This window comes from Treponema sp. TIM-1, from assembly GCF_046533115.1.
Lineage (GTDB): Bacteria > Spirochaetota > Spirochaetia > Treponematales > Breznakiellaceae > JAIRMO01.
The window spans coordinates 13,275-40,037 of the sequence record NZ_JAJQRC010000010.1; the positions used below are offsets into that span (position 1 = coordinate 13,275).

Below are 26,763 nucleotides of genomic sequence, written 5' to 3' on the forward strand. Positions count from 1 at the left end.
GGCCTCTTATCTGATATATTTAACAACCTATGGAAAAGCAGCATCCACATTGGGCGGACGAAACCGCCGCGAAAATAATCGCCGCAAAGGGAGATAAGGACCGGTATACCTGCGCTTCGGGGATTACCCCCTCGGGGACCGTGCATATCGGTAACTTTAGGGAGATAATCTCTGTGGACCTCGTGGTCAGGGCCCTCCGGGACAGGGGCAAAACAGTGCGGTTTATCTATTCCTGGGATGATTACGACGTGTTCCGCAAAGTGCCGAAAAATATGCCCAAACAGGAGGATCTGAAAAAGTACCTCCGGTTTCCCATCACCATGGTTCCCGATCCCTGGGAGCGGGACGAAAGTTATGCCCGCCACCATGAAGTCGATGTGGAACGGCTGCTCCCCCTGGTGGGGATCTATCCTGAGTACCTGTACCAGGCGAAAAACTATCAGGCCGGGATCTATGCGGAGGGGATCAAAAAGGCCCTGGAGCACCGGGAGGACCTCAAGGTCATTCTGGACAAATTCCGGGACGAGGAACATAAGATTCAGGGGGAGTGGTGGCCCATCAGCGTCTTTTGCGGACAATGCAACCGGGACGATACGGAGCTGGACGGCTGGGACCGGGAATGGGGGGTGTCCTATCACTGTAATTCATGCGGACATCGGGAGACCGTGGATCTCCGCGCCACCGGAAAGGTAAAACTCGGCTGGCGGGTAGACTGGCCTATGCGGTGGGAATACGAAAAGGTTGATTTTGAACCGGCCGGCAAGGATCACCATAGTCAGGGGGGGTCCTTTGATACGGCCCGGCATGTATGCAAAGACGTGTATAACTGGGAAGCCCCGGTGACCTTTCGGTACGATTTTATCGGCAGCAAGGGGTCGCCGGGGAAAATGTCCAGTTCTTCGGGGGCGGTAATCGATCTGGAAGATGTCCTGCGGGTCTATACTCCGGAAATTACCCGGTACCTTTTTGCCGGAACCAGGCCCAATACGGAATTTACCATTTCCTTTGATCTGGACGTAATTAAAATATACGAAGATTATGACCGGATTGAACGGTTAGCCTGGAAAGCGGAACCGGCCAAGGACGAGGCCTCCTACCAAAAGGCCCGGCGGATCTACGAGCTGTCCCAGGTGGAGGCGGTACCCGCCATGATGCCCTATCAGGTTCCCTTCCGGCACCTGTGTAACCTTATCCAGATCGCCGACGGGGATACGGAAAAGGCTATCCTGAGCCTTACGGCAGTTACGGCTGAACAGCTCCCCGGCCTGAGACAACGGGGGGAGCGGGCAAAATATTGGGTGGAAGAATGCGCCCCCGAGGAATTCCGTTTCCGGCTCCGTCCGCCGGGGCTTAGGGCGGAGCTTTCCGATGTCGAATGGGCCGCGGTTCGGGACCTGCGGGATGGGCTTATCGCCCATATCACGGCCTACGGGGATGATAAGTCCTGTGCCGAAGCGATCTATAAAATCGCCGAAGATCATAACCTTGAGGGAAAGCTTTTTTTCCGGGCCGTATACCAGGCCCTCATCGGCAAAGACCAGGGCCCCCGGCTGGCCAATTTTATCCGGTCCGTCAGCAAAGAACGGCTTCTGGAGATCCTCGCGGCCTATTAGGGCAGGCTAATAGGCGCCTCTACCTTTAAACACCACCTCAATGGTCTTAAGCAATACCCAAAAATCCAACCAAACCGACCAGCTTTGCAGGTAGTAGGTATCAAAGGCAACCCGTTCCCCATAATCCGTATCCGAGCGCCCGGAAACCTGCCAAAGTCCGGTTATGCCGGGTTTAACGGAAAAAATACGGCCGAAATCTTCCCCGTATTTTTTAACCTCTCCTTCCACAATGGGCCGGGGCCCCACGAGGCTCATCTCTCCTTTGAGGATATTAAGCAGCTGGGGAAATTCATCCAGGCTGGTCCGCCGCAAAAATTTTCCTATCCCGGTAATTCGGGGATCATCTTTCAATTTATGGTTCTCTTCCCATTCCTTTCGTATTTGGGGGTCCGCGGCAAGCAGGGAGCTTAGACGCTCCTCGGCATCCATAACCATGGACCGGAATTTGTAAACCCTAAAGGGTTTGCCATTCATGCCGATCCGGGTATGTTTATAGATGGCAGGACCCGGGGAACTTACCTTGACGAGGAGGGCGATGAGCAGCAAAAAGGGAGTTATTATGAGGCCTCCGATTACTACCAGACTCAGATCCATAAACCGTTTTATCCCCAGATTCCAATACATTTTAAGTTTATGGCTGGTGGCAAATCCCAGGATCCCGTCAAAGTCCCGGACCGACATCCAAATATTGGCTACCCCAAAAAAATCAGGAATCAGGACATTATAACGGAAGGCGGATACCGAATAGTTTATCAAGCGGGTGATATCTTCCTGTTTTTGCTTATCCATAGCTACAATGGCCATTTTAATATTGTAGCGCCTCACAATCTCCGGCCCTACACTGGTATCATGGATTATGGGGATCCCCCGGTAATCATCGGGCTCAGCCGCATCATCCAGGATCAGCACCGGTACATACCCGGTTTTCCGGCTGTTTAAGAGCCGATCCACCACCATCTTTCCCGTGCTGCCCCCGCCAAAAATAACCGCCGGAATTCCTCCCAAACGGGTTTTATGAAGGAGCCGGTGCATACAGGAACGGCATATCATAAGTATTATGATAGAAAAAACAAAACTGATAATAAAAGCTATGGAAATGGCGTCAAATTCATTATCTTCGATATAACGGGATAAAATGATACCCCCATGGACCCAAAAGGAACCGATGGTAAACCGGCGCATTTCTTCCGCCGGGGCCAATGAAACCCCGGGATATAAATTAGTCACCTGGAAAAACAAAATGAAGGCGGGGAGATAGGGCCAATAGGTAACAAAGGACCTAAAATTAATAGCGCGGATATCATACATATTTACTAAAAAAAAACCAACCCCAAAGGAAAACATAACCCCAAATAAGTCGGAGATAATAAAGGCCGTAGAGGTAAGGGCGGAACTGGTTCGGTGATATCTTGTCCTATACCAAATATCAAATTCATCTATGGACATACTATAAACATGACCTGAAAACAGACTTTTGGCAAGCGAAATTTATCCTCATGGCTATCCTCATTATGGCTTGAAATACTCGGGAAATATCGTTATGATAACGCAGCATGAAAAGAAGCATCGTGTATTTTATTATATATATTTTATTATCGATTGAGGTTTCCGCTCAATCAATTATCAACCCCGTCGATTCTTTTTATGATGATCTTCAGGTTTGGGATGCCATGGGACTTGTCCCGGCCCTCCCTCCCCTGCGCCCCTATCCCGAGGCATTGGTAAAATCAATACTAAAGACCGTGATGGAGGGGGATTCGAGCCTTCAAGGGGAAGAAGCCCGCCGTCACTATGAACGTTTATTCGGTAAACCCCTCAATCTTGCCGCAGAGGGGATAGGAACGGCCAAAGTCAATGAAGCGGAGGACCGGCAGGAACAGGTTAATGTAAGCGCTATTGCCTTTGGAAGTCTTCCGGTGCTGAATATTTTTTCTATATCATATGATCTAAACCTGCTTTTGTCGAATAAAGCTCCGGGAGAAGAAATAATTCCTAAAAACTCTGGATACGCCTATGATATCTATAAAGATACCGCGGACATAGGACCCTTTAGCGTATACGCGGGATTTAACACCAGTGCCGCGGCAAACTACAAAAATGTTTTGTGGCTGCAGGGAGGGGTATCCCGTTCTTCGTGGGGTGATTTTTATGATAACGGCGTAGTTATCGGACCGAATGCTATTCACGCGGGAAATATATCCCTGGTTATCCATCAACAAAAATGGAATTATACCCTGGCCTTGTTTTTACTTTCCGCATCCTCCGATGTACCGACAAACCCCTATACCAGACCTTACCCGGAAAAGTTTATGTCCTTACATTCCATAGGGTATAGTCCCTGGGACTGGCTTAGTCTTACGGTTTATGAAAACGCGGTTTTCGGCCAGCGGTTTGAACCGTTGTATTTATTGCCGATCTCCCCTTTTATGGTTTCTCAGGAACTGATCGGCGTGAGTGATGACAATATACAGATGGGACTTTCCTTTAAAATAAAACCCCTTAAGGGATTATCCTGGGCTACCAATATATTTTTAGATGACGCCCAGTTTAATGATATGGTGCGTTTTAAATTTGATACGAAAATAAGGACCGCCGTTCAAAGCGGTATTACCTGGGCGCCCTCTTTTCCTTTTATATCCCTGGTGCAGCTGGATTATACCCTGATTACTCCCTATACGTATACCCATGAGGATGATTCCGATGACGGGATAAATTATCAAAACTACACCAACAATGGGCGGAGCCTTGGAGCGGCCATTCCTCCCAATTCGGATCGAATTTCCTTAACCGGTAAATTTGAACCCTTCAAAACCCTCAAGGTCAATACCTCGGCGGTTTTTATCCGTCATGCCAATGTAAACGAATCCCTTCCCTGGGATGTGGCGGCGCCCTATCTTTACAGCGCCAATTCGGTCTACTCCGACGGCGGAATTTTGGATTCTCCCAATGCCGGGGAGGGATATTTTGATTACGCCCATCATCATCTTATGTTTATGGAGCAGGATACCAAACAATATATCACGCAACTGGGACTGGACTTGTTATGGGAACTGCCGCCTTTAACTTTTGGAACCATCACTTTTTCTTTGGGGTATATGTTTGAATATATTTATAACGACGGAGTGGACCGGAATATGTTTACCGGCTATGAATTGGCCGTACCGCCTCCGGGGGGACATACTCAGGCTGTAATACAACAAAAGATTTCCGACGCAAAAAGCGAATGGAAAAACAACCTGTCCAACCGTTTAAATCACTATCTTACCCTGGGGATGCGGCTCCTTTTTTAAGCCCCGGTTACACTCGCTTTCGTTCCGCGATTATCCGCCCTACCCGCCGGATAAATTCTTCCCGGGAAAATTGTTTTACCTGATCCGTAAATTGCCGCCGGCCGGTAAAATTGCCCTCCAGGGCCTCAAATTTATCCAGGGCCGCCATCAAGGAGGCCGGGGTCTGCTCGTCAAAGAAAAGGCCGGTTACGTTTTCCTTTACCGTGTCCAGGACCCCTCCCCGGCGGAAGGCGATAACCGGACAACCGGCGGCATTGGCCTCAATGGGAATAAGCCCTAAGTCCTCAATGCCGGGGAAAAGCAGGGCCCGGGCCCGGGAGAAATAGTCCGCGATTTCACCTTCCGTAAGCCGTCCGGTAAAGGTAACGAGGCCGCTTTTTTCGCAGCGGCGGATATCCCGCTTCCGGGCGCCGGCGCCGGCGACAACCAGTTTCCGGCCCGAGGCGATACAGGCCTCAAGGGCAATATCCAGGCGCTTATAGGGAACGATCTGTCCGAAAAAGAGGTAAAAATCCTCCGCTTTCCGCGGAACCGAAAGGTAGGGTTCAATATTCGCCGGGCCGAATACCACTTCGGCATCCCGGTTATAGTACCGCTTTATCCTTTTGGCCACATAGGAGGAATTGGTGATAAACCGGTCCACCAAATTGGCGGAGTACACATCCCACACCCGGAGGGAAGAAACCAGGTGTTTCATAAAAAAACGCACCGCCATTCCTGATTTCCGAAAATAATCGTGGTACATATCCCAGATATACCGCATCGGACTGTGGCAATAACAGATATGATATGCGTCAGGATGGGGGACCACCCCCTTGGCAGGTCCCGCCTCACTGGAGATGACGAGGTCGTATTCCTGCAGGTCAAATTCTTTTAAGGCAGCGGGCATCAGGGGCATATATTTTTGGTACAGCCTCCGGGCAAAGGGCAGTTTATTAATAGAGGAAGTATAGATTTTATGGGCATTGATCAACGCCGAGATCCCCGCGGGATCGTACACATGGGTGTATATATCCGCTTCGGGAAATAATCCCAGCAGAGCCTCAAGCATCTTCTCCCCGCCCCGCATATTGATAAGCCAATAATGGACAATGGCGACTTTCAATCAACACCTCCCAGCCGAGGGATCGGTTAGTTCATTTAAGATGAGGGACGCCGTTTTTTTGAACGTATATTTTGAGGATAAAAACTCGGGTAACTCCATCGGTTCCGGTTCTTTTTGAGATAGGATCTCCCTTAGTTTTTTTTCAAGATCCCCGCTGTCTCCGGCGCGAAAAAACACCACCGGAAAATCGGCGTATATTTCCTTAAAAACCGGAATATCGGAAATCAAGGCCCTGGTACCCCTCGCCATCGCTTCCAGGGGAGGGAGACCGAATCCTTCATACAGGGAGGGCTGGACCAGCAGCGCGGCTTCGATGAGGAGATCCTTTAATTGGCCTTCAGAAATAGGGCCGGTAAATTCCACCATGGCCGGATCGATCCCTTCCAGTTTTTTTAACGCCTCCGTATCGGAGGATCTAAAATTATCCTTTTGGCCGACAATAATAAGCTTTTCCCGCAGGCCCGCGGCTTTCGCCCGGAAAAAGGCCTCCAAAAGGCACCAGAGCCCCTTGTGCCTTTTAATATTCCCGATAAAAAGAATGATTTCCTTTTTCTTTGTATTTTTGGGCGGCTGCTCCATAAGAGCGGGCAATACGGCGCTATAGGTAACGATAATTGGTTTAGCGCTGCCAAAAAAATGTTTTATCCTTGATTTTGAAAAGTCGGAAACGGTGAATATTTTTGTTGAACGGCGGCAGGCCCGTTTAAGAAAAAATATCCTTAGGGCAAGCCCCGGGGGAGAAAAAAGCTCCGGCATATCGGGGAAAATAACATCATGGATGGTGGTGTAGACCGGGACCCTGATTCCCGGAGGGATATTAAAAAAGGGGGAATAAAACAAATCGGCGGCATTAATTCGTTTTTTTATAGGGGGTGGAAAAAAAAACAGTTCCTGTAATGAAAACGGTTTAATGGTACAGGGGATACATTCCGCGTTTTGATAGGGTTTTATCAGGGGAGTTAACTTTTCCGCATCCCCCAGAAGGATACATTGATGGGAAGAATCAAGAAAATAAGGAAGGCAGCCACGGATATAGACGCCGATACCGCTGGAATCAATCATGCGGCAGTCAATGAGCAGCTTCATTGTCTTTTATCATTGATTCGGTGAAACCCTTAAGGTTTTTAAATACCAATAGCTTAGGTCCGTATTTTTCGCGCAGTCTGTTTTCTGTTTCATATTCCGCTGTTAAAAATACCGGCCTGCATCCCGCGGCAATCCCTGCCCCTATATCCCGTTCATCATCCCCCACCATATAGGATTGGGACAAGTCTATATGATATTTTTTCGCGGCCCGGAGTATAAGACCGGGTTTCGGCTTCCGGCAGTCGCAATCAATTTTGTATTCCGGCCGTTCCCCGGGGAATCCCCGGTCGGGGTGATGGGGGCAATAAAAAATATCATTCACCAGGGCGCCGGCCTTGCCTAATTCGGTTTCCATCTTATGATGGATTAATTCCAGTTCCTCAATGGTAGCTTCCCCCCGGGCAATAATCGGCTGATTAGTAATAACTATCGCCAAATATCCCGCTTTATTTATGCTCAGGACCGCTTCCGCAGCGCCTTCCAATAATTCAAAATCTTCCGGCCGGGTGATAAATCCGCGCAGCCGGTTAACCGTGCCATCCCGATCGATAAAAACGGCCCGCTGGGGATGGGACAGATTACGGCGGCTTACCATGCCATTTTTTATATCCGCGGAAACCTGGGTGTATCGTTCAACGGTTCCCATATCCTTGATATATTCCGGGGTGGTATAGGCAAAAATACGATTCGACCTTATCAGGGGTTTTAATATATCCCGGTCAAGATCAACTTTTTCCTTCCCGGGATGAGCTGTTTCCAACAGTTCCCTGGATACTATATGGATTCCGGAATTAACCAGATTTTTATAATACTGCCGGGGGTCTTCCTTGTTAAGCCAGTCAATTACCCGCCCTTCCCCGTCGGTGATGATAATCGCGCTGTCATGGGGGTGGCTGTTCGGGTGAACAACCAAAGTCGCCAGGGCTTTTTTTTCCTGATGAAAGGCAATAAGCCGATTAAGATCCACATCGAAAATAAGGTCGCCGTTAATAAGGAGAAAATCTCCGGTAATATCTTCGAGCTTGAATAAAGCGCCGGCGGTTCCCAGGGGTTCCGTTTCCGTATAATAGGATATGGTACAGCCAAAACGGCTCCCATCGCCAAAATAATCTTTAATGTGCTGTCCCAAATGACCTATAATGATAACCAGGTCTTTTAGATGGTTATTGATAAGACAACTAATCTGATACTCCAGGATCGGCTTGCCGCAGATAGGGATCATCGGTTTGGGGATATCCGACGCGATGGAACTTACCCTGGTCCCTTTGCCGCCGGCCATGATAAGGGTTTTCATAAAAAAGAACGCTCCTCAACTAAGGGTGGTAAATGGTCCATGCCTGGGTACCTATCTCGGTAAACGAAGGGGTTAGAACCATACCCTCTTTTTCCTTGAGGGCCCTGATGAGCTTAATACGATTACAGGGATTAGTATAGATCATCATAAAGCCGCCGCCGCCGGCGCCGGAAATTTTTGCGGATTCGGCCCCGTTATCCAGGACATACTGGTAAAGTTCATTAAGAAAGGAATTGGTGATAGACGCGGCGGCATTCTTTTTGGCTGCCCATCCATGGAGAAGGCATAAGGAAAATGATTTAAAATCCCCTTTAAGCAGGGCTTCCTTCATTAATACCGCCTGGCGCTTCATTTCGTGCATGCCTTCTATGTTTTTATTATCCCCCCGCCGGGCGTGTTCGATCTGCTCGTTGATTATATTAGAACTTTCCCGGGATACGCCGGTGTAGTAAAGAACCAGGGAAACTTCCAGCTCGTTTCTGATCCACCGTTTTAACCTGAGGGGGTTTACAATTACTTTTTCATTTTCAAAAAATTCCATAAAGTTAAAGCCGCCGAAGGTAGCGGCATATTGATCTTGTTTGCCGCCGGTTAATCCCAAATCGATCCGTTCTACGCGATAAGCAAGGTCGGCTATGTCATATTCACCCAAGGGGAGGTTAAGCCATTCCACAAAAGCTTTAACCATGGCAACCACCATGGTTGAAGAAGAACCAAGCCCCGAGCCCGCGGGGGCATCCGAGAAGGTAGTCATCTTGAAGGACAGGGGCTTTCCGCCGCAGTAATCCGATACGATGCGGTTATAAACTCCACGGTGAAGGGGCAATAGGGTCGATCTTTCCAGCCGGGAACGGGAATCAAATTCTTCCTGGGCGTTAATATCGGCGGCCTGAAAAATAATACGGCCGTTATCCAGGGGCTCTATAGAACAATAGGCATAAAGATCAATGGTAGCGTTGAGTACATAACCGCCGTAAAGGTTATAGTAGGCGGCGATATCGGTACCACCCCCCGCAAGGCCGAGCCGCAAGGGAGCTTTTGAACGAATTATCATATGTAATTCCTCCGGTTTTACCATTTTTCCGCCCTTTCCCAGTTTGCGGGATCAAAAATATTGGTGTGGACATAATAATCTTTTTTCGGATCCAGCATAAAGGTGGTGGTCATCGGATCCGCCAGATGTATGCTTCCGGATATCGCTATATATAAGGGCGATTTTTTTGCTTCCGTGTCAATCCCTTTTCCGGTAAAAGGATTTATCGGCCCTTCGATCTGATCCTTTACGGCAAGGTATGGTACGTCGGCATTGGACATAAAGGTCATATCGGTCTTTAAGTTTCCCTTGGCATTAAAATCTTTTACCATCAAGAGGGGATTAAATTGATCCACATTAAAAGGAAGTCCTATTTTTGTGACAAAATTCGGCTCTGGTCCGTGATCGGAGACCAAAATAATACGGGAATTATCATACAGGTCCTGCTCTTTTAAATATTCAAACCATTCGGCAAGCCGTTTGAATGCCGCGGCATTGATGTGATAGGCCATTTCTTTTTTAAACGGACTGTTTCCGTAATTTGTTACATTCAAGACCGGCCGGTATTCGGGCGCTTGAAGAAAGGACGTTTCATGAGTAGTATTGTTAACCATAATAAGAGCGGTATTTATCTCTTTATCGGTAACTGCGGTAAGTTTAGGCAAATAATCCAGTACCGAATAGCCGTTAAGGGTCAGGGTTGTTTTTTGTGACGATACCGGAGCGCACCAATCTCCCTGCAGATAAATACCCTGCCTGAAAGCCGGCGGAGCAATCTTAAAAATACTGTACCAAAAGAGATTCCGCTTTAAGATATCACTGGTTGAAGGAAAATTGATATCATGTTCTTTTATCCATAGCTTGGTATAAACAGAATCGGTAACAAGCGCCTTTACCTTAGGATAGGGATCATATATACGCAGATCTTCTTTAGTACTGTAATTGGGATAAGGAGGATCGGTAACCGTTACCGAATAACCGGCTTCGGAAAAAATTCGGGGAAGCATTAACAGGGATTCGTTATGCTTTATTACAACGGGTACCTCGTCACGCTTGTTTATTTCCCGAGGGGTGTATTCATAACCGCCAAAAAGAGGAGGAGCGCCTATACTGGTATATCCGTTAAACGAAACGGTATTCGGATAAAAAACAAAACCTTCATAAACAGAATAAAGTTCGGGGCTTTCATCAAAGATGTAAGGAAGAAAGACACTGACCGCCCGATCCAGCATGATAAGAACGGTATTTTTTCCTGCCTTTGATAAAGTAAAGATGGGTGTTACCTGGGTTAATTCGGAAATACGGTTGTTATGGTATTCCCGCGAGGCCGAATATTCCTTTTGTATTAAAAATATATGGTAAGCGGATAAACCGGTAATGGAAAACAGGCATAATAAAGCGGCGACCGTTATAAATTTCAGTTTGCGGGAAAAATATAAAATCAGGACAAACAAAGCTAGTATAAGCAGGACGGCAAGATTGCGTATAATTTCCGGCAAACCATGGCTTATCGACGAGTTATAAACAAGATTAACGGAAATGATTCCATAATTCCCCGCAAACAAAAAAACATTACAGAGCGCAAACATAAGGACCATAGGGGCCGCGACAGCAAAGATGTTTTTTACTTTCCGGGAGAAAAGGAAAAAGAGGCATGAAGACCAAAAAATAAAAAACCCAAAGGATTGCTTTGCCGTATTGGCGATAAAAAAAACCGGGGTAGTATAATTATCAATATAGGAAAATTCAAGGGGAGAAGAAACTATCAGCAGGGATGGAATAAAAAATCCGGTAAGCACCCAAAGAGCCGCCATAGGAACCATAAAGTCAAGAAAACCGGTGTAAACCGGGATGCATACCCTTCGCGGCAGACAGGAAAGCAGTTTTTTTGCCAAAGGGATTATCCAGGGAACAAGGCTCACAACAATAAATAAAACGGCCAGCAATAATCTTAAGCTGAAATTACCCTTATAAATCGTCATAATATACAGGGATAAAAAAATACAAACCAAACTAAATAAAAATATCACTATTTTGAATTTGTGCTTATAACTTATCTTGTAATAGATATCTTTGACTAAAGAAAAAACATTATTCATCGTCCAGTACAATACCAAGCCGGAGGGTGAATTATAAAGCAGGATAAGAAAAACCGCCGCCATGCCAAATAACTGTACCTTTTCCTTCAAGGGAAAGCCGCTGGTATATACCGCACCGGCAAGACAGTTGATCAGGGTCATCAAAACCGGAAGAAGATTTATTCCGCCCCCCAGCGGAACAAGGCCATCCGGGGCGCCTAAATCGCGGATAAAAAGAAACGAGGTCCCATTCAAAGTCTCAAGCCGTGAAAGATAGGAATAGGCGGCAATAAAAAAGGGGATTTGAATTAAAAGACCAAAGGTACTCCTTAGGGCATAAACCGGATGGTAATTATTCTGACGGTAGTAGGTCGAAAGGAGCATATATTGCTCATCGCCCCTGGATACGGACTTTATTTTTTTAATTTTTGGCTTGAGCTTTTTCTGAATATCGCGTTCAAGCTGCTGCCATTGTTCGGCTACGGCATAGAGGGGCAGGCATAATAAGCTGACGGTAATACTCACACCGACAATCGAAAAACCGGTATTCTTGAATATTTTTCCGGTAAAGACAAAAACAATTTCGATAATTTGTACAAGGGGATAAATGATAATAGTGTAAAGATTATTTAACATGGGAATATTTTTCTATTGCATTTCCAGTTGCGGATAAAATGCCGAAGATTTCAGAGGTTTTATTGGGCTATACACGATAGGTCTCATCAAGTTTTTTTAATTCGGAAAAAGTATCTATCTCAATGATATCGTCAAAGGTACATTCCCGTACCTCTACATTATATTCTTTTATAAAATATTCAAGGGCCACCTGATCCCAATATCGCTCCTTACCGCCGGGCATTTCATAGACCTGCTTGATATGTCCTGAGAGTTTTGCCCCATCATGGGTATTCCAATAGGAAATACCAAACATGTGATGACAATTGGTTCCCCCGACTCGAAGTTTTGAAATATTTCCATCCTTTGTTTCAAAACACCAGTCATCAGTCCGGGCCGTAGGTACGCCAAGATAATTACTCCTATACTGATATTTAGTGATGAGCCCTGGGTTTTTAAGAAACAGATCGGACTCCAATACATAGGTATTTTGCAGTTGATAACGGACACACATGACAGAGGAAATATTATTCGCCTCATTATACACAGGATTTTCAAGAAAAGTGATCGTCGGATATTTATATAAAAGCTGATCAAACTGCTCCCCAAGATAACCGCGGACAATAATTATGTCAGATATACCCACGGCCGTAACCGCATCAAGCAGGGTATCAATGATACGAATACCCTTAACCCTTACCAAAGGTTTAGGAGTATTCAATGTAATGGGAACAAGGCGGCTCCCGAATCCGGCGGCAATAAAGATCGCCCGTTTCGCCCGATAGGGCTCCAAAGCCTGTATGCCGTTGGATGTTATTCTGTTTTGATTTATGAGCTGTTTGTCCGAGATTTGTGTTAAAGTTTTGTTTACCGTCCCGATAGATAAACCGGTTTCTTTTGCTATATTCCTTTGAGTCGGAATTTGCTCTCCGCCGCTTATACTTTCAAAATAGACAAGGATGTTAAATTGATTTCGGGAAAGTTCCATGTTTATACCCTTAGCTTTAAATTTGCCCATTAGCCTTTTTTCTTAAAACATAAATCAGGCATTTAACAATAAAATTGCAGGATAAAATAGCAAGCGAAATAAAGGCAGCGCCTTCCAAAAACAACTGGGCTTCAAACTGAGTTATCATAAGGGAGATTGGCTTGTTTCTAACCGTGGCCAGAAAAGAAACAGCGGAAATTGTCATCATGGAATTGACAAAAAAATAAGAAAACATTTCAAAAATAGTGAGTTTGGTCTGAGGAATAAGACAATCCCTAATGACAAAGAACCGGCTTATCCCTAAGGTTAAACCGACATCTTCAAGATTGGCGTTGAGTTTACACAGGGAATTATAGGCCATCAAATAAGGCGATGCCAAAAAGTGAATAATATTTACCAAAATAAGGATGCCAAGGGTTCCGTACAAAAATGACCCTTTAAAAAATAAAACATAGGAAAGGCCCAGAACCAAACCGGGAATCGCAAGGGATGTAATGGAAATAAGATGTAATGTCTTTGATGTCTTTCCCGGAGTTCTTGCGGTAAAATAAGCAATAATATATGACAACATGGTTCCCAACACAGAAACACCCAAAGCAATAATCAAAGAATTCATTAGATATTGCCCAGCACTCATATTGAGGGTTCTTGTAATATTATCCAGCGTAAAAGACAGATCAACAGGATACTTGTTTACAAAGGTAAGAACGATAAAAATTACCAGGGGCAATGCAATGATAAGGCATATAAGCATACAATATATAGCGGCGGCGGCATCTCTTAGGGCACTTTCTTTCTTGGCTTTTTCCTGAATGGTAAAAGTTTGGTTTCCGGTATCTTTATTTAATACGTCAAAAAGGAACGCTATTATTGCGGGAATAAGCAGAAAAAATCCAATAACGCTCCCGCGGTTAAAATTAAGAAGGCCGATTACTTCTTGATACATAAGTACCGGAAGGGTGGTGAACCGCCCTCCGATCATGAGGGGAACCCCATAGTCGGTAAAAATCAACGTAAAGACGGCAAAAACCACGGCTATAAGCGGCTTACGCAGATACGGAACAGTAATAGAAAGAAATTGGCTGCTTTTAGGGATGCCTAAAACCGCCGCCGCTTCGTAAGGCGAACCATCTTCATATTTTAGAATATCAGCCAGCATAAGAAAGGCAACAGGAAAGGCATAAAATACCGAACCCAGCACAATGCCTCTGAATCCATAGACAGACTGTTTAATCCCCAGTAGCCGGGTAAGGATGCCATTTGAACCGAGGAGCAAGATCAAGCCCATACCGTGGGATATTGACGGGATAAGCATGGGAAGGGAGGCAAAAACGCTAAAGACCTCCCGAAAACGCATATTAGTGCGGACAACACAAATTGCTAAAATATAGGCCGCCGCGATAGAAATGATTGTTCCGGTTCCCGCCGCCAGAATAGAATTTTTTAACGCCAACTTAAATTGAAGGGAACCGACAACAGCGGAGATGTCAACCCCGGTCATGTATATGAACATGCGAAGCAGGGGAAAAACAACCGTTATGGTTAGAAATATTGTTAAAATGATCTTAACGGATATGGATCCGTGATTCCTCATTGAGAAACCTCAATATATTTGGCCAAGGATTTAATTTTTAGTTTAAGATTATCTATAACAAATTCCTGAACAAACCGATCCGCCGGGTTCCGTATAAGGTCCTCGGGCGTATCAATCTGATGGATATTGCCGTGGTCCATTACCATAATGCGGTCAGAAAGCGCAAAGGCCTCTTCTTGATCATGGGTAATATAAATGATAGTGGAATGAAATTGTTTTTGGATGTGTTTTATCTCATCCCGAAGCAAAAGCCTTGTTGCCGCATCAAGTGCGGACATAGGTTCATCAAAAAGAATGATCTCCGGATTTTTAGCAAGGGTACGGGCAATAGCGACCCGCTGCTGCTGCCCCCCCGACAGCTTGCCCGGTTTTTTATTTAGATGTTCTGTGAGACCTACCTGCTCAATGATATTAAGGGCTATCGAACGGGATTTTGCCCGAAACTCTTTGTCAAACCTGATCGCATATTCTATATTTCGCAGGACCGTCATATTTTGAAAAAGCGCGTAGTTCTGAAAAACTATTCCCATATTACGGGAGGAAGGCGCCGAATCGGTTATGTCGATTCCATCTTTTATGATACGGCCGGAACTTGGATGAAGAAGTCCGATAAGGATCCGCAAAATTGTAGTTTTACCGCAGCCGGAAGGACCAAGGATGGAGAGAAACTCCCCATCCCTGACCGTAAAATTAATTTTATGCAGGACTTCTTGTTTGTGAAAGACGTGAACTAAGTCTTTGGCTTCAAGTTTATCCATCAATACACCGCTAATACTTCCATTTTTCAAGCAGCCGTTCTTTTAATACCGTGTCATATACGCCGGTCATATCCGCATAGGGTATGTTTTGGGGGTAGTTTGGGATATTGTTGGGCTGATTTTTAAAAATAGCTTCCGGACAATAAAGCTCCTTATCATCCCTAACCAATTTAGTCATGGCGAAATTGAAAACTTCCTTTACCGCCGGACGATTCTCCTTTCCTTTTATAATGCCCATTCCGGTGGTAATACTGGGAGCGCCTTCGGCAAAAAAAATCATCTCCAGCGGGACACCCCGGCTGTTGATAGCCTGGGTTGCCGTCAGCGTCATACCCAAGCCTATGGCGACCTCTCCCTGAATGAGGGCGTTTACCGGTCCTGACCCGGAAGTTGTAAACTGCAAAATATTCTCAGAAAGGGAATCAAAATAGGCAAATGCCTCGTCTTCTCCCCACGCATTAATTAGGCTGACCAAAAACATATACCCCGTACCGGAGGATTTTGGGTTCGGCATAGAAATAAGCCCCTTATATTCGCTTTTCAGCAGATCCTCATAAGAAGCAGGAACCGGAAACCCCAAAGCGGCAAGTTTCTCGCGGTTTATCACAATAGCGCCGCTTGATTTGTCCCAGGGCAGATACTTATGATGAGCCGGTACAAGTTCATCAAGAAAATCGGAAGTATCATAGGATGAAAGATCCGCCAGTAGATCTTTTACCGATTCCAAATGACCGGTTTCAAGGTTAAGGGTAATGTCCGCTTCGGTATCCTGACCTTCCGCCTTAATTTTTGCCGCATGATTTCCGGTAGAAAGCACCTCTACCGTGATATCATAGTTAGGAAACTGCTGTGTGAGTAACTCCTGCATATGCTCGGTCCTAAAATCTTCCGTACTGGTAAATATGACAACCCGGTTACTGTCTTCTTTTTTGCAGGAAAAAACCGCAAAGATCAGCAGAACCGCCGCAAACCAACTAATAATTTTTTTCATAAAATCAACCCTCCAGTGTTCATTTTTACAAAAAATAACATAAAAATGAACAAGGGACAATAGGTTTAGTGAAATTTATATATATTTTTTGAAAAAACAGACATTTTACTCTACAACCGTTACCCGGTTCCCGGCGGATTTTCTATAGAGAACCATCGATTTTTGAAACAGCCTCACCGTAAAACCTCCTTGATGAGTTTATAAACCTGTTTAGCCGCCTCATCATAGGAATATTTTTTTAGGATTTCCTCCGGACTTTCAACCGGTTCTTTGAGGAGGACGTTTAAATCGACATCAGTATCAAAGGGATCGATATAGTGCGCGGTATTTCCGAATATTTCGGGCAGGCTTGCGGCTCTGGCCACGATTACCTGCGCTCCGCACGAAAGGGCCTCCACGGGGGTAAGCCCAAACCCCTCGTAATAAGAGGGTAGGATAAAGGCCTTGCATTTTTCCATCAGCGCCTTTACCTTAGCGTCATCCAGATACCCAAGCAGCAGGATGTTCTTTAAACCGGCGTTATTATCCAAGTTCTCAATCTGTGTTGTAGGAAGGCTTGTACCGGAAACGGCGAAATAGGAATCAGGATTTTTGACCGCATATTCGATGATCCAGCGGATATTTTTCCGTTTTGAAAGGCTGCCAAGGGAAAAATAAAATTCATTTTCTAAAAGGACCGGGTAGGTATCAAAAACTGAATAATCCGCCTTAACGCTCAAAAAATGGTTCCAACTGCTGTAAATCACGGTAATACGCTCGGGAGTAATATGATAAGTTTGAGCTATCTGATTTTTTGAGAAATAAGAAACCGTTCCGATCTTTTTCGCCCTTTTTGCAATAAGCCGGTATTGCCAACGGTTATACAAACGGATAACCTTATCCCGAAAGCTTACAAAATCCTCGGGAAAGAATTCGCAGTAGATATCGTGCAGAAAAACAATTCCGGGAGCCAAGGGGAGACAGGTATTGCCGAATTCAAGGATCGTGTATTGCCGGTGGGTGAGGAGAAAAAACTGGAGGGTAACCATTTGCCAAAGTATGTGGGGTATTTTTTTTTTGTATTTTATTATAGTAAGGTTTTTATAGGGAGGGATATTTTTAAAATCCGAAGGGATAATAATGGAAATCTCTCCAGAAGAGATAATCTTATCCAGCCGCAGGGTGATTTCGTAAGCATACCGTTCTATACCGGTTAATCTACGACAAAGAAAATAACCATTGATTAGAATCATGGACATTATTTCTTTCCAAGAAGTTTCTTGATAATTTTAGTTAGACGGGACATAAAATCATCACATTTTTTAAAAAGTTTTGGATGCCTTTTATTTAACCATATCAATTTTGAAAAGAGTGAACCGTCAAAAGCCCCGATAACCACGGGATCCGCAATAATACGGGTTTGACTTTCAAAAGCCGCCTTGGGATTTTCAAGCATCGCCATTGCTGCCTTAGGAATTTCACCGGTCGCTTTAATGGACGCCAGAATTTCAGGAGAAGCAAGCTTATATGCCGGGACAAAAGAAACAAGGGAAGTCGCATAATAATGGATAATTTTTGCATCGCAAAGATAGGGAAGACCGTTGTGGCTTATCTGACAGTTCCATTCACCGGGGAGCTCGGTGATGATGTTATTGAGTTCGTAGTTTGCCTGGTTGAAGGAAGGTTGATCCGCAGAAATTCCGCGACTATTACCTTCAATCCATAAATCATGCCATTTGTTAAAGAAAACATGAGCCTCGGGAGTATCACGGCTAAAAATGATACCGCTGTTAAAATATTTATCTGAATCTCTCTCTCTTATATAACCCAATGCAACATCCCTTTTTTTAAATTCATCATTAAGGTGATGTTGCGATAATAAAACATGAGTATCCAATACGGAACCCAGTGTTATATTTTGCAAAGACAAAATATCCAAAAGACCGGCAATAATAGTATCGCAGTCAATAAAAAGAAAATCACCTGAAACAAAATGCCTGATAGAAGTTTTAATCCACCTGGAAATTTCCTTCTGATTTAATTCGTTCGGTGGGTCTATTGGCTTTATATCTGAAACTAGTTTCTCATACCTACCACGTTTGCCGGTGAGAGATTCTTTGGTCTTTGTATCTGTTAGAACAACAACCTCATCATGGGAATGATGCATCCTAAGGGAAACAAGAGAGAGCAGAAATTGTTCGTAATAAGTGTCATTTTTCGAACTTGTAAGAACGTAGAGGTATTTCATGGGGATAAATCTTTTTCATAAATCTCACGCCGACTGCCGCTTAAGGTCGTAAGATAGGATAATAATTTTTTCTGAAAAATATGGGGTGTAAAATTGTCTCGATATATTTTGAAAGCATTGTCTATTCTTTCCTTAATTCCGGAATATCCGCCATAGAAAGATCCAACATATTCAATCATTTCCGCAAGGGCTATAGGGGTATTTTCGGTGATGAAAATATCATCGATTCCGTTAAAATATTCATGTAAACCGGCGGAATGGGCGGTTATAACGGGAGTGCGAAACGCAATTCCATCCAATACTTTGTTGGCAAGAACTGTTTTCGCCTTCATTGACTGTCCAAAGATACCTAATGATATATCACAATTATCCACAATAAATTCTTCCCATTTTTTACGATTTCCCCATTCGTTATGTATGGTAACTATATCTTGTATTTGGAGACCTTCAACCATTTTTTTATATGATTCCCCTCTTTTATCAGAGGCACCCCAAACATACAAATGCAATTTAATCTTTCCTTTAAGCATGGAAACAGCGGTTAGAATAACATCTAAACCCTGCAAAGGCACATAAGAACCACACCAGCATAAATTAAGACAATCGCGGTTTCCCATAAAATAACCAATCTTGGCTTGAGGTTTTTCATCAATGCAAAGCGGCAAGATACGACAGGTTATAGCGTTACTATCTACATCAAGGACCCTCGTATAATATTCAGCCTCCGACTGATTGAGGAAAAAAATCATCCGAGAATTGATAATAGCGTTACGATCGATCTTTTTTATTCTCTTGGCTTTTTTTGAACCGGGAGTAAAATGTTTATAATCATTTATTTCAGTATCATAAAAGGAAAGGAAAAAATCGACCACAAGTTTCTTCTTAAATAAAAATGCTATTTGAATCGGGAAACTGCCGTGCTGCATAGCAAAGACATAAATAATATCAGCCCACAGCATATAAAAGAAATTAGGAATAACTGAAAATATTTTAAGGAGCTTTCTTTTTATTGATACCGGACGGGAAGATTCTTCATATGAAACCGGTTTATCAAAATCGTTGTAAAACACCCGGTAATCTTCTTTTTCGAGGAAAAATCTTAATGTATTCCTTGTCCTGTAATCTTCAGAGACCGCGCCAAGGCAAAAAATGTTTAACACAGATTATTCCTTAACAGAATTGTTCTTTTTCTCTTTATAAAATTTACCATAAATATTATGCCTCCCATCAGATATCCCTTTTAGGACGTATGTCAAATCATCAAATTCAAGAAAAAAAAATTTCTCAAATATTATTCTTTTTATTGTTTGTTTGTATTTATATTTCTTGGCAAATTGAGGATAGTTCTTTAAAATGTAATATTTATTCCGTACTAAATAATATATTCGTTCTTTATGATACCAGAAGGCATGGGGAAAAAATGTCTTCCGAGGCTCTCCTTCAACATGGTTCATATTACATTTATGTATTTTTACTATTTTATATCCCTTTTGAGTTAGCCGATAACAGAAATCGTAATCCACATCATTAATAAAGAGCTCATTATTAAAGCCGCCAATTGTTTTCCACATTTCAAGATTAATAATATTACCACTGGATATGACCCGGTCTATATACTCAAATTCATTTTCGTTATCCTTTTTTTCCGCCCTTCTTTTTTTTAACAGATTATGCTTGATCGTTCCCAATATTGAATGTACTTCGTTTTGATGAACCGTATTCGGAGAAAAACTCTGGGTACTATTGTCAATGTGATATATCCGAGTGGCTTCATTTATGTACTCCGAAATATATTTACTATCCCAGCTTGAATCCTGATCCATGGTCATGGCCCATATATGACCGTCGTTCACGGCCGCTTCGCAGCCCTGATTCAGGGCTCTAGCAATGCCTAAATTCTCAAAATTAGGAATATACCGGGAATTGGGAATTTGATCTGCCAATTTTGAATTATCTTCGATGCTGTTATCGATAATATACACCTTTTTACAAAAATCTGAATATGTTAATATGTTTTTTATCGAAATAGCTTCTCCCAGGGTTTTAGGATTATACCAGATGACAATGGCGGCAGAAATCACAGTTAATTTTCCACAAAGCTTTTAACAGCTTTTGGCAGCCCTAATATGTATTTACCGATTCTGTATTCCAGAGAATTAATAACCTTATTGATTGCAGAAACATCAACAAAATTACTATTTCTATCCTCTGGTGGAATTGCAATCCTGTAATCATAGCCTTCGTTCCATGCAATATATACAATCAGCCGCTCAACAGCATGTAACATACATTCATCAGGTGTAGATTCATGACCAATATCATCCTGAGATAATTTCAGATTAAAAAGGGGGGTTAAGGCGACAGGTCTATACCAAAACATAGCACCAATTGGAAAAACCATGCTTTTAATAATTTCAAAATTAATTTCTTTCTTACATCCTAATTTATTCCATAATGCACCCATACTATTTCGTAGACGTCTAGAGAAATCAAGTAGAAAGATACCTCTAAAAACATATGGTACTTCGGGTATTACAACACCAAGGTTACTGTTAATAAAAAATTCATTAACTATAGAATTAATATTATATAATAATGAATTGAGCAGATCGTTAAGCCAGGTAATGCCGATCCATTCTTCAGCATCAAGCAAATTTTTTGTATGAAAATGACCAACAATGTCATAGTGATTTAAGCGATCTTTAATGGATAACCATGGTATAATATCCCCCCCCTGATTTTTTATGATGATTATTTCTTTTAATTTTGAAAAGCATGTTTGACCCTTAAGAAAATTATAAACAACATCTTTTTTTTCAGGACTATCGGTTGTAATATAAAGATCAAAATTTACGTTTGTATTATTAAGGAATATCATATATTTATCTAAAATATCTGTATAATACAAATGCAGATGTATTGCTGTTTTTACATTCCGAAAACTATTTATATTTTTTTCCGCATTAGATATAAGCTTGTTTTGAATAAAAAGCATTGTATTAGGATCGTAAATTTGATTAAGATAATCAAAAACAATAGATACAGGATAGTTGGTATTTTCCCGCAGGAGGGAAATAATATATCCAGGACAAGGAAAACTAAGAAAAGATCTTATCTTTAAAACGGGAACCCTAAATTTCAGGCATAAATCTGGCCGTCTGACCGCAAGATCAGATTTGATTTCGGGAAATCTTGATTTATCAAGAAATACCGAATATCTGAACCCGGCTTTTATCAATATTTGGGTAAATTGGGTTTCATAATTTTGAATTACCTTTTCAAGTTTATTTTCATATCTGACATTCTCCCAAAAGGTTTGGAAGATTCCGGAATTAACAACTTTTTTATTAAAACAAATAAAATAACTTTGTATATGTTCGGGTATGGGCCTGCGACTCTTGGGCATTCCAAATCTATCATTTTTGTTGTTTGTTAATCCCCAGAAGTCAACGTCTTTTTCTTCCATTTCAAGATAAACATTTCCAAGATCAAAAACAGGACCAAAACAGGTGTCGTTCATCAATGTTAAATTATCATATCGGGAAAGGTTTTTCCATCCGTCTTTTAGCATCGCATCCTTCCATGCGCCAAAATCAAATCCCTTGTTTTCCCGCAAAACAATTTCATCGCTGAATTCTGAAAGTTTGTTATATTGTTCACTGGATAGCGAACTGTTTGAAATGACCACTATTCTGGTATATAGGCGGCGAATATTTTCCAACAGATAGATCACATGATCTGAAAGAAAATTGTATTTATTGTAATGGACAAAGAATAGTATTCGATTCATATATTTCTCTTTTCTCGTCCAGCAGACACGCTTTCTGGAGTTATGTTCTTTCTTGGGAGGCCCGATCGAAAATAGTCAGGCGAAGAAACGTAATGAACTTAATATTTTTATCATGAATTTCTTAATAAGTTTAGGAAAAAACAAGAAAAAAAGACCTATTTTATATGCTTTTGATTTTTTTAAAACAATAGGGGTATAGAAAGGAACAGTTTTAAGAAATAATAATGGGGGCATTCTATCTTTATAAATCTCTTTCTGTTCTTCATCTAATAATTCATAGATTTCCAAAAAAACTTTATATATATGAATAATTAATCGTTCCCTGTTTTTTGTACCAGAATTATGATCCCTATAATAGGCAAGTATATCATTATGATAATAAAATTTTGCATTATTGAGAGCGCATGTTACCCAGAAGAAATAATCTTCTTCTGCTTTCAATTTTTCAGAAAATATTATTTTATAATTTAATAAAAATGCATTTGATATTAGCGCTGCATGTATGGGAAAAATGAATGAAGATTCCCAGCCATAAATTAAACCACTGGGAGAGAAATCAATATTACAGATGCTGTGATTTCTTATTTGGTTGTTGTTAATAAGATAAGCATGATCTGATATTATAATATCACAACTATTTTTCTTTAATAATTTTAGTTGTAGCTCGAACTTATTATTAGCAATTATATCATCAGAATCAAGAAATTGTATATAATCACCATTTGCTATTTTTAGTCCATAATTTCTTGCTGAACTTACCCCACCATTTTCCTTTTTAAAATACCTAAAACGCGAATCTCTTTTACACCATTTTTGGGCTATTTCATCTGTATTATCAGGCGATCCATCGTTAACAATAATACATTCCCAATCAGGATATGTCTGGCTAATAACAGATTCCAGACATATATCAAGATATCGAGCCTGATTATAACAGGGAACAATTATAGATACTAATTGGTTTTTCATAAATAATCCACTTTGATTCGACTGATTCTATATTATACCTTTGTTCTATAAATACGAGAAATGATTTGCTTACGAATTCAGTGTCTTCAATAATTCTCCGGGTGATAATTTACCAACGTCATTATATAAATATTTTTCATATATAATATCGTTAGCGGTTTTACCACTGTTTACCCTGTTAAAATTATCGATTATAGCTGGTATTCTTTCTTCATAAAATTCTTTTGTACATTGTTTTAGAACATTTTCTATATCGTCATCCATACTAAAATGAATAATGCCGTCATGATTAAAAAGGCTATCAATCTTTGTGGCACCTAAATAAACCGGTATGGTCATGGAAGCAAGACAATTTGTGATTTTTTCAGTAAAACCATAAGGGGTTATTTCATTCTCTATAACGATAGAAAAGCGGTAATCTTTATAGGGTTCAGATATTTCAAAATATCTTCCGCCATCAAATTTTCCATAAGCGTCTGCTAGTTGATTTGTTTTGCACTGCATGGCGATGGCGTTTCTATATTTATGCAAAGGAACCATTGTTTTGCCGGAAGCAATTACCGAAATATTCTTACTTTTGTATTTATATTGATTAGCCGCCTCTATTCCCAATTCGGATGAATTATATTGGGGTTTTATATAATACGGAACATAGCGGGCATTGGGGATTGCTTCAAGTATTTTATCAGAATAAGTAAAAATCAAATCAAAATCGTTTTCAAGACCTTTTTGTTTCTCAAAAATTTTATAATCACCGGGCACAATAATTTCCGACTCAACAAGCATGCCGTATCGTTTTTGCGGTTTTCCCATTGTTTCACGCATGGAATTATGGGTATAAAAATGAGTGTCTAATCCAAAATTATATCTGTCCCACTCGAAATACTTGTTATAACTATAAACCAGATGCGCGCCGTGTATATCCCGGAGAAAGAATAATTCTAATTTCTTTCCCTCGGAATTATAAATATCAGGATACTTATTGTTTAATGGAAAACCCATATTGTATAACGGCATATACACTTTTCCGTAAGTTTTATGAATATAATCAACTCCAAGTATTTTCTTTAAATAGTTTTTTATTTTTTTCCTAAATAATTTTGGCAAGAATAACTTTAGAGTTGTTTTCATTAAAGAACCAATTGAGGTCATACAATTTCCAGAATAAATTTTATTTCAGAACTATCCATAAAGGAATATTTCATTTGAGAAAATTTCCAAGCGCTTCATATAAATAATCAATTTTATCACGTATATCAAAATGATGATTACCGACAAAAAAACCATTCTTATCAATATATTCTGCGTTTTTCATTTCACCATATAATTCATAATTGAAATATTTTAATACTTCGTTTTTTGTAAAATTTCCTGCAACGATCGGACGAACCTCAATATTCTTTTTTGTCAGATAATCCATGATCTCTTTCCTTGTTATGGAAACATTTGGCTTTAAGACAAGTGAAAACCCAAACCAGCTAGATTGACCAATTTCCTTCTGGATGAAAAAAGATGGATTGTTATTAAATATATTTATGAAATAAGCGGCATTTGATCTTCGGAATTTAAGAAAATCAGATAACTTTTTTAGTTGTTCGGAACCAATTGCCCCCATCATTTCAATTGGGCGGAAGTTATATCCGGGTAAAACAAAGCGGTATAATTCCTCAAATTGATTATCACTTTTTTGAGTCGTAACCAGATTTTTTTTTGGTAGATTTCTAGTCCATCCATGAGCACGCATACAGAGCATTATTTGATATAATTCTTCATCATCGGTAACAATCATCCCGCCTTCCATAGTAGATATGTGATGTGAGAAAAAACTGGAATATGTCCCCAGTAAACCCCAGGTACCGGCCTGTCTGCCGTTTAATTCAGCCCCCAATGATTCACAATTATCTTCAAACAGAATAATATTTTTATCATTTATTATTTTTTGTATTTGACTAAAATCATTTGGATTTCCAAGAAGATTTACAATAACAATCATCCTGGTATTTTCTGAAACAGCTTCTTGTAATTTTTTTAAATCATAATTTAACGTCGCCAAATCGATATCGACAAATTTAAGCCTTAAACCATACTGATATAATGGATAATAAGTTGTTGGCCATGAAACAGCCGGAACAATAACCTCGTCCCCCGGTTTGAGATTATATTTCTTTCTGTAAAAAAGAGCTGCAACGCCAAGAAGATTTGCACTGGAACCGGAATTTACCATTACGCAGTATTTTGAACCAACAAAACAGGCGAATTCCTCCTCGTACCTTCTTACATATTCTCCCATTGTAGTCCGATTACTATCCAAGACTCTTTTGATGGCCTTGATCTCGTTATCATCCCAACTGCTTAAAGCGAGTTCATACTTTATCATTGACGTATCCTAAAAAAAATTGATATGTTCTTTCTATGCCTTGTTCAAGTGAGACTTGCGGCTTCCAACCCCATTTGCTCTGAAGATCGATATTCAATAATTTTTGTTTCATACCCACCGGCATGGAAGTATTATAAATAAAAGAACCTTTATATTCCAGAATTTTCTTTATAGTTTCATAATACTCATTAATTGAATAATCAAAACCAAGTCCGACATTCATTACACTGGGGACATCTTCAAAATTCTCGATTGCTTTGGCAACACATGATGCAAGATCCGAGGCGTACATAAATTCCCGCCGTGCGGTACCATCCCCCCATATTTCTATTTCTGGTAATTTGGAAACGACTGCATTATAAATTTTTTTAATGACCGCCGGTATCATGTGAGAGTTTGCTTCATCAAACTTATCCCAGCGGCCATATAAATTACAAGGAATAAATGTCTTATATTGATACCCCGGATATTCTCTTGAAATATATTCACACATCTTTAGAATTGACAATTTAGCGAGGGCATATCCTTCATTTGTGGGTTCAAGTTCAGCTTGTAGTATATATTCTTCTTTAAGAGGATTTTTATAATTTCTGGGATAGGTACAAGAACTTGACAGGTTGAGAAATTTCTTTATTCCATGCTCTTTAGCCGCTTTGACCAGATTGATACCCATCAATGCATTTTCGGTAAAAAATTTATACATATCTTTCATATTAGCCTGAATGCCTCCAACTTTACCAGCACAGTGGATAATCATATCAGGTTTTGTTTTTTTTAGATAAATTTTGATGTCGTTAAAATTTAATAAATTAAGTTCGGATGATGGAGGTTTAAGTATATCATGCTTTGTTATGTCTTCATTCTCAAGAAGATTACGACCAACCATTCCATTTGAACCGCTAATAAATATTTTCATATGATCCACATATCTTTGTATAGATTATTCACAAATGTT

The 26,763-nt window shown here is 41.4% G+C and carries 21 protein-coding genes; 2 read left to right on the top strand and 19 right to left on the bottom strand.

What is annotated here, in order from left to right; all coding sequences use genetic code 11:
- The first annotated feature begins 29 nt into the window (after nucleotides 1-29).
- Complete coding sequence (lysS, locus tag LQZ21_RS06100) at nucleotides 30-1,613, top strand: lysine--tRNA ligase (protein ID WP_411043353.1); 1,584 nt, start codon at nucleotides 30-32, stop codon at nucleotides 1,611-1,613.
- A 6-nt stretch (nucleotides 1,614-1,619) separates the two neighbouring features.
- Here lysS and wbaP read toward each other — a convergent pair whose 3' ends face one another.
- Nucleotides 1,620-3,059: an undecaprenyl-phosphate galactose phosphotransferase WbaP gene (wbaP, locus tag LQZ21_RS06105; protein ID WP_411043354.1), complete on the bottom strand. Its 1,440-nt coding sequence runs from the start codon at nucleotides 3,057-3,059 to the stop codon at nucleotides 1,620-1,622.
- Nucleotides 3,060-3,166: 107 nt separating this feature from the next.
- Here wbaP and LQZ21_RS06110 point away from each other — a divergent pair, with 107 nt between their 5' ends.
- Entirely contained in the window at nucleotides 3,167-4,903 is a 1,737-nt protein-coding gene (locus LQZ21_RS06110; protein ID WP_411043355.1) for a hypothetical protein, read from the top strand.
- Nucleotides 4,904-4,910: 7 nt separating this feature from the next.
- Here LQZ21_RS06110 and LQZ21_RS06115 read toward each other — a convergent pair whose 3' ends face one another.
- From LQZ21_RS06115 to LQZ21_RS06200, 18 genes are all read right to left on the bottom strand, one after another.
- Nucleotides 4,911-6,008 carry a glycosyltransferase gene (locus tag LQZ21_RS06115; protein WP_411043356.1) on the bottom strand — a complete coding sequence of 366 codons (1,098 nt, stop codon included), beginning with the start codon at nucleotides 6,006-6,008 and terminating at the stop codon, nucleotides 4,911-4,913.
- On the bottom strand, nucleotides 6,009-7,094 hold the full coding sequence (locus tag LQZ21_RS06120) for a glycosyltransferase family 4 protein (protein ID WP_411043357.1): 1,086 nt from the start codon (nucleotides 7,092-7,094) through the stop codon (nucleotides 6,009-6,011). It abuts the gene before it with no gap.
- Nucleotides 7,078-8,388, bottom strand: coding sequence for an HAD-IIIA family hydrolase (locus LQZ21_RS06125; protein WP_411043358.1), 1,311 nt, complete (start codon nucleotides 8,386-8,388; stop codon nucleotides 7,078-7,080). The genes LQZ21_RS06120 and LQZ21_RS06125 overlap by 17 nt, the downstream gene beginning before the upstream one ends.
- A gap of 19 nt (nucleotides 8,389-8,407) precedes the next feature.
- Nucleotides 8,408-9,442, bottom strand: coding sequence for a GHMP family kinase ATP-binding protein (locus tag LQZ21_RS06130; RefSeq protein ID WP_411043359.1), 1,035 nt, complete (start codon nucleotides 9,440-9,442; stop codon nucleotides 8,408-8,410).
- A gap of 17 nt (nucleotides 9,443-9,459) precedes the next feature.
- A complete protein-coding gene (locus tag LQZ21_RS06135) occupies nucleotides 9,460-12,135 on the bottom strand; it encodes a YidC/Oxa1 family membrane protein insertase (protein ID WP_411043360.1) in 2,676 nt (891 codons plus the stop codon).
- Nucleotides 12,136-12,202: 67 nt separating this feature from the next.
- Nucleotides 12,203-13,132, bottom strand: coding sequence for a sugar phosphate nucleotidyltransferase (locus LQZ21_RS06140; RefSeq protein WP_411043361.1), 930 nt, complete (start codon nucleotides 13,130-13,132; stop codon nucleotides 12,203-12,205).
- Nucleotides 13,119-14,603 (bottom strand): ABC transporter permease subunit, encoded by a 1,485-nt coding sequence (locus tag LQZ21_RS06145; protein ID WP_411043362.1) that lies wholly within the window; start codon nucleotides 14,601-14,603, stop codon nucleotides 13,119-13,121. Before LQZ21_RS06145 ends, LQZ21_RS06140 begins: the two co-directional genes overlap by 14 nt.
- Before the next feature lie 89 nt (nucleotides 14,604-14,692).
- The gene (locus LQZ21_RS06150) at nucleotides 14,693-15,484 is read right to left on the bottom strand and encodes an ABC transporter ATP-binding protein (RefSeq protein WP_411043363.1); all 792 of its coding nucleotides are present in this window, start codon (nucleotides 15,482-15,484) and stop codon (nucleotides 14,693-14,695) included.
- Nucleotides 15,465-16,445, bottom strand: coding sequence for an extracellular solute-binding protein (locus LQZ21_RS06155; RefSeq protein WP_411043364.1), 981 nt, complete (start codon nucleotides 16,443-16,445; stop codon nucleotides 15,465-15,467). The genes LQZ21_RS06150 and LQZ21_RS06155 overlap by 20 nt, the downstream gene beginning before the upstream one ends.
- Before the next feature lie 173 nt (nucleotides 16,446-16,618).
- Complete coding sequence (locus LQZ21_RS06160; protein WP_411043365.1) at nucleotides 16,619-17,683, bottom strand: glycosyltransferase family 4 protein; 1,065 nt, start codon at nucleotides 17,681-17,683, stop codon at nucleotides 16,619-16,621.
- A complete protein-coding gene (locus LQZ21_RS06165; RefSeq protein ID WP_411043366.1) occupies nucleotides 17,683-18,672 on the bottom strand; it encodes a glycosyltransferase in 990 nt (329 codons plus the stop codon). The genes LQZ21_RS06160 and LQZ21_RS06165 overlap by 1 nt, the downstream gene beginning before the upstream one ends.
- On the bottom strand, nucleotides 18,669-19,832 hold the full coding sequence (locus LQZ21_RS06170) for a glycosyltransferase (protein WP_411043367.1): 1,164 nt from the start codon (nucleotides 19,830-19,832) through the stop codon (nucleotides 18,669-18,671). Before LQZ21_RS06170 ends, LQZ21_RS06165 begins: the two co-directional genes overlap by 4 nt.
- A gap of 3 nt (nucleotides 19,833-19,835) precedes the next feature.
- Nucleotides 19,836-20,753: a glycosyltransferase gene (locus LQZ21_RS06175; RefSeq protein ID WP_411043368.1), complete on the bottom strand. Its 918-nt coding sequence runs from the start codon at nucleotides 20,751-20,753 to the stop codon at nucleotides 19,836-19,838.
- A 2-nt stretch (nucleotides 20,754-20,755) separates the two neighbouring features.
- Entirely contained in the window at nucleotides 20,756-22,360 is a 1,605-nt protein-coding gene (locus tag LQZ21_RS06180; protein ID WP_411043369.1) for a rhamnan synthesis F family protein, read from the bottom strand.
- Nucleotides 22,361-22,537: 177 nt separating this feature from the next.
- Entirely contained in the window at nucleotides 22,538-23,431 is an 894-nt protein-coding gene (locus tag LQZ21_RS06185) for a glycosyltransferase family 2 protein (protein WP_411043370.1), read from the bottom strand.
- Between the two features lie 69 nt (nucleotides 23,432-23,500).
- A complete protein-coding gene (locus LQZ21_RS06190; RefSeq protein WP_411043371.1) occupies nucleotides 23,501-24,583 on the bottom strand; it encodes a glycosyltransferase family 10 domain-containing protein in 1,083 nt (360 codons plus the stop codon).
- 49 nt (nucleotides 24,584-24,632) lie between these two features.
- Nucleotides 24,633-25,808, bottom strand: a complete 1,176-nt coding sequence (locus LQZ21_RS06195) for a DegT/DnrJ/EryC1/StrS family aminotransferase (protein WP_411043372.1) — start codon at nucleotides 25,806-25,808, stop codon at nucleotides 24,633-24,635.
- Nucleotides 25,795-26,724 (bottom strand): GDP-L-fucose synthase family protein, encoded by a 930-nt coding sequence (locus LQZ21_RS06200; protein ID WP_411043373.1) that lies wholly within the window; start codon nucleotides 26,722-26,724, stop codon nucleotides 25,795-25,797. The genes LQZ21_RS06195 and LQZ21_RS06200 overlap by 14 nt, the downstream gene beginning before the upstream one ends.
- Nucleotides 26,725-26,763: the final 39 nt, after the last annotated feature.

Coding starts and splice junctions, on each gene's coding strand:
- lysS (WP_411043353.1), top strand. CDS start 30: ATGGAAAAGCAGCATCCACATTGGGCGGACGAAACCGCCGCGAAAATA.
- wbaP (WP_411043354.1), bottom strand. CDS start 3,059: ATGTCCATAGATGAATTTGATATTTGGTATAGGACAAGATATCACCGA.
- LQZ21_RS06160 (WP_411043365.1), bottom strand. CDS start 17,683: ATGTCCATGATTCTAATCAATGGTTATTTTCTTTGTCGTAGATTAACC.
- LQZ21_RS06165 (WP_411043366.1), bottom strand. CDS start 18,672: ATGAAATACCTCTACGTTCTTACAAGTTCGAAAAATGACACTTATTAC.
- LQZ21_RS06155 (WP_411043364.1), bottom strand. CDS start 16,445: ATGAAAAAAATTATTAGTTGGTTTGCGGCGGTTCTGCTGATCTTTGCG.
- LQZ21_RS06125 (WP_411043358.1), bottom strand. CDS start 8,388: ATGAAAACCCTTATCATGGCCGGCGGCAAAGGGACCAGGGTAAGTTCC.
- LQZ21_RS06195 (WP_411043372.1), bottom strand. CDS start 25,808: ATGATAAAGTATGAACTCGCTTTAAGCAGTTGGGATGATAACGAGATC.
- LQZ21_RS06185 (WP_411043370.1), bottom strand. CDS start 23,431: ATGAAAAACCAATTAGTATCTATAATTGTTCCCTGTTATAATCAGGCT.
- LQZ21_RS06110 (WP_411043355.1), top strand. CDS start 3,167: ATGAAAAGAAGCATCGTGTATTTTATTATATATATTTTATTATCGATT.
- LQZ21_RS06200 (WP_411043373.1), bottom strand. CDS start 26,724: ATGAAAATATTTATTAGCGGTTCAAATGGAATGGTTGGTCGTAATCTT.
- LQZ21_RS06190 (WP_411043371.1), bottom strand. CDS start 24,583: ATGACCTCAATTGGTTCTTTAATGAAAACAACTCTAAAGTTATTCTTG.
- LQZ21_RS06130 (WP_411043359.1), bottom strand. CDS start 9,442: ATGATAATTCGTTCAAAAGCTCCCTTGCGGCTCGGCCTTGCGGGGGGT.
- LQZ21_RS06145 (WP_411043362.1), bottom strand. CDS start 14,603: ATGACCGGGGTTGACATCTCCGCTGTTGTCGGTTCCCTTCAATTTAAG.
- LQZ21_RS06135 (WP_411043360.1), bottom strand. CDS start 12,135: ATGTTAAATAATCTTTACACTATTATCATTTATCCCCTTGTACAAATT.
- LQZ21_RS06140 (WP_411043361.1), bottom strand. CDS start 13,132: ATGGGCAAATTTAAAGCTAAGGGTATAAACATGGAACTTTCCCGAAAT.
- LQZ21_RS06120 (WP_411043357.1), bottom strand. CDS start 7,094: ATGAAGCTGCTCATTGACTGCCGCATGATTGATTCCAGCGGTATCGGC.